We start from the raw sequence: 2,798 nt of genomic DNA, 5'->3' as shown, positions 1-2,798 counted from the left end.
CCCTCCCTGCGCCGGCCCACCCCGTGGCGGACTTGGATCAACTCTGACCGGGCACACCGAGATGGACAACGCAATAAAAAGATGCCCGTCCCTGATCTCTTCCAAGACCAGGGACGGGCAAACGGGAAGTGAACGGTCAACTCGCCGCGGGAGCCTCGTACTCGGCGACCAGCTGCGCCCGTCCGAGCGTGTGGAACCGCAGGTTGAATCCCACAGCGGCGGGCGAGGCGTCGGCGTCGGGACCGAGCTGCTCGGCGTCCACCGCGTACACGGTGAACACATACCGGTGCTTCTCGCCCGCGGGAGGCGCCGCCCCGCCGAAGTCCTTCGACCCGTAGTCGTTGCGGACCTGGACCGCGCCGTCCGGCAGCCCCTCGAACTTCCCGCTGCCCGCCCCGGCCGGCAGTTCCGTCACCGTCGCCGGGATGTCGAAGACGGTCCAGTGCCAGAAACCACTGCCGGTCGGCGCGTCGGGATCGAAGCACGTCACGGCGAAGCTCTTGGTCCCGGCGGGGAAACCCTCCCACCGCAGGTGCGGCGACGTGTTGCCCTCCGCGTACACCTGGGCGTCGTTCAGCACCGCCCCCTCGGCGACGTCCTCGCTCACCACGGTGAACGAGGGCACCGGCGGGTGGAAGTCATGGGGAAGCGGCGGCCTCTTCGCCTCGGACACGTCTGAACCTCCGATGAGCTGTCTACTGCCTTCTCCGTGCAACGTGAGCTGTGCGCGTACGCGCTGTGGCCCTAGAGCCAGTTGCGCTGACCGCCGACCTGGGCGAGCCACTGATTGAGGTAGGCGACCCAGTCGGTCCCCTGGAAGTCGTTCAGCCCGACCTTGAAGGCCCGGTACGAGTCGCTGCTCTCACTGAACAGACCCGGCTTCTTGTCCATCTCCAGGACGACGTCCATCTCGCGGTCGTCCGCGACGAAGGTCAGCTCGACCTGGTTGAGCCCCCGGTACTGCTGCGGCGGCTGGAACTCGATCTCCTGGTAGAACGGCAGCCGCTGACGCGTCCCCCGGATGTGACCGCGCTCCATGTCCGCGCTGCGGAACCGGAAGCCCAGCTGTACGAAGGCGTCCAGGATCGCCTGCTGCGCGGGCAGCGGGTGCACGTTGATCGGGTCCAGATCCCCGGAGTCCACGGCCCGCGCGATCTCCAGCTCGGTCGTCACCCCGATGTTCATGCCGTGCAGCTGCTGACCGGCGATGCTGGTGACCGGCGTCTCCCAGGGGATGTCCAGCCCGAACGGCACCACGTGCACCGCGCCGGCCTTCACCTCGAAGGCGCCGCCGAGCCGCTGCTTCGTGAACTCGATGTCCTGCTTGACCTCCTGGTCACCGCCCTCGACCTCGACACGCGCCTGCAGACCGACCGACAGCGCCTCGATCTGCTGATCGACCGAGCCGCCCTGGATGCGCACCTCGCCCTGGACCACACCGCCCGGCACGACGTTCGCCTCGGTCAGCACCGTCTCCACCGACGCGCCACCGGCACCCAAGCTCGCAAGCAACTTCTTGAAGCCCATGGCTTCCTCCCCAGATCCTTGGTTCTGACCAGTACAAACGCGGAAGGACCACGCCCGGTTCCGCGCCCTCACCCTGGCAAAGGCCGCGCCTCAGGGCCAGGTACCCGAACGGACGACTTCCACTACGATCGGAGGGCATGATCACCGACCCCGACCGTACGCCGCTGCCCAGGACCTTCTTCGACCGCCCCGTACTGGAGGTCGCCCCCGACCTCCTGGGCCGCACCCTCGTACGACTGACCGACGAGGGCCCCATCGAGCTCCGCATCACCGAGGTCGAGGCGTACGACGGCGCGGGCGACCCCGGGTCGCACGCGTACCGAGGAAAGACCGCACGCAACGCGTCGATGTTCGGGCCACCCGGTCATGCGTACGTCTACTTCATCTACGGCATGTGGTTCAGCCTCAACCTGGTCTGCGGACAGGAGCACACCGCGAGCGGCGTCCTGCTGCGCGGGGGAGAGGTGCTCCGGGGCCAGGAGCAGGTGCGCAAACGACGACTCTCGGCCCGAAATGACAACGAACTGGCCAAAGGGCCGGCCCGCCTCGCCACCGGACTGGAAGTCGACCGAACCCTGGACGGCACCGACCTCTGCGCCGGCCCCGATTCCCCTCTGTCCGTACTGCACGGCACGCCCGCCCCTGCTGACCTGGTGATGAACGGTCCGCGCACCGGTGTGGGCGGCGAAGGCGCCGATCACCCCTGGCGGTTCTGGATCGACGGAGACCCGACGGTCAGCCCCTTCAGGGCCCATACGCCGCGCCGCCGACGAACTTGACGCGGCCCCGGCAGCCCCCTAATGTGGCCCGAGCCGCTTGACACGGGTATTGCTGTCGGTACGGGCTTCCGAGCCCACCGAGGCAGCCCGAAGCGGCCAACCACTACCTACGACTTCCCTTACGGGTTCGTTTTCGGCATGCCCGAATTCCAGCCCACCAGCTCGATTATGAGTCGCAAGGGAAATCCGCTAAAGTAGTGACCACGCCGAATGGGAAACGCGAATAGCGAAGAACTGGAAAGCGCCGAGGAAGTCGGACACGAAAGCGTCTGATAGAGTCGGGAACACGAAATGCCGAACGAAAGCCCGGAGGAAAGCCCGAGAGGGTGAGTACAAAGGAAGCGTCCGTTCCTTGAGAACTCAACAGCGTGCCAAAAGTCAACGCCAGATATGTTGATACCCCGGCCCACTTCAGTGGGTTGGTGGTTCCTTTGAAAAGTCCTGGCTGCCCTTGTGGCAGTCCAGGCGAACACAGCGAGGACGCTGAGAACA

General features: G+C 66.4%; 3 protein-coding genes. 1 reads left to right on the top strand and 2 read right to left on the bottom strand.

The features are described 5' to 3' along the window. Positions 1–136 precede the first annotated feature (136 nt). Positions 137–673 (bottom strand): YbhB/YbcL family Raf kinase inhibitor-like protein, encoded by a 537-nt coding sequence (locus E2E34_RS33180; protein WP_138905541.1) that lies wholly within the window; start codon positions 671–673, stop codon positions 137–139. A 71-nt stretch (positions 674–744) separates the two neighbouring features. Further along, positions 745–1,527, bottom strand: a complete 783-nt coding sequence (locus E2E34_RS33175; RefSeq protein WP_138899132.1) for a sporulation protein — start codon at positions 1,525–1,527, stop codon at positions 745–747. A 137-nt stretch (positions 1,528–1,664) separates the two neighbouring features. Here E2E34_RS33175 and E2E34_RS33170 point away from each other — a divergent pair, with 137 nt between their 5' ends. Then, positions 1,665–2,306 carry a DNA-3-methyladenine glycosylase gene (locus E2E34_RS33170; RefSeq protein ID WP_138905540.1) on the top strand — a complete coding sequence of 214 codons (642 nt, stop codon included), beginning with the start codon at positions 1,665–1,667 and terminating at the stop codon, positions 2,304–2,306. Positions 2,307–2,798: the final 492 nt, after the last annotated feature.

The organism is Streptomyces albidochromogenes (assembly GCF_005981925.1).
In the GTDB taxonomy this organism is placed as follows: Bacteria; Actinomycetota; Actinomycetes; order Streptomycetales; family Streptomycetaceae; genus Streptomyces; species Streptomyces albidochromogenes.
Note: the sequence above shows the minus strand (reverse complement) of the source record. Positions and strands in the feature narration are given on the sequence as shown.

Coding starts and splice junctions, on each gene's coding strand:
- E2E34_RS33175 (WP_138899132.1), bottom strand. CDS start 1,527: ATGGGCTTCAAGAAGTTGCTTGCGAGCTTGGGTGCCGGTGGCGCGTCG.
- E2E34_RS33170 (WP_138905540.1), top strand. CDS start 1,665: ATGATCACCGACCCCGACCGTACGCCGCTGCCCAGGACCTTCTTCGAC.